Origin of the sequence: Halalkalicoccus sp. NIPERK01, from assembly GCF_030287405.1 — an archaeon.
In the GTDB taxonomy this organism is placed as follows: Archaea; Halobacteriota; Halobacteria; order Halobacteriales; family Halalkalicoccaceae; genus Halalkalicoccus.
Window position 1 is genome coordinate 1 of the sequence record NZ_JASVVV010000021.1, and the last position, 314, is coordinate 314.

Here is a 314-nt window from a genome sequence, read left to right on the forward strand (position 1 = left end):
GCCGCCACCCTCGCAGCCACACCCCGCCTTGCCAATCAAGCGCCAAGCCGCTGTGTCCATCACCGTGCCACCCTGATGCGGCGCCACACACACATACATGCGGTTTTGATAAGTCACCACCTGCCCTTTCTGATAAGGGCGGGCGGCATAAGCGCCGAGCAATTCAAAGTGGCCTATCATGCGCACCACCTCATCGCTCAAGGTGTGCGGCACCACCGCGCAATCAGCCAGACAGCCGTCATCGCGCTGCAACAGCTTTTGATTTGCAATAATCTGATTCACCACAGCCGCCAGCTTCACCAGCTCATTTTGCG

The 314-nt window shown here is 58.6% G+C and carries 1 protein-coding gene; it reads right to left on the reverse strand.

What is annotated here, in order from left to right:
- On the reverse strand, positions 1 to 314 hold a 314-nt coding region (locus QRT08_RS18430), incomplete at both ends, for a hypothetical protein (protein ID WP_286047455.1).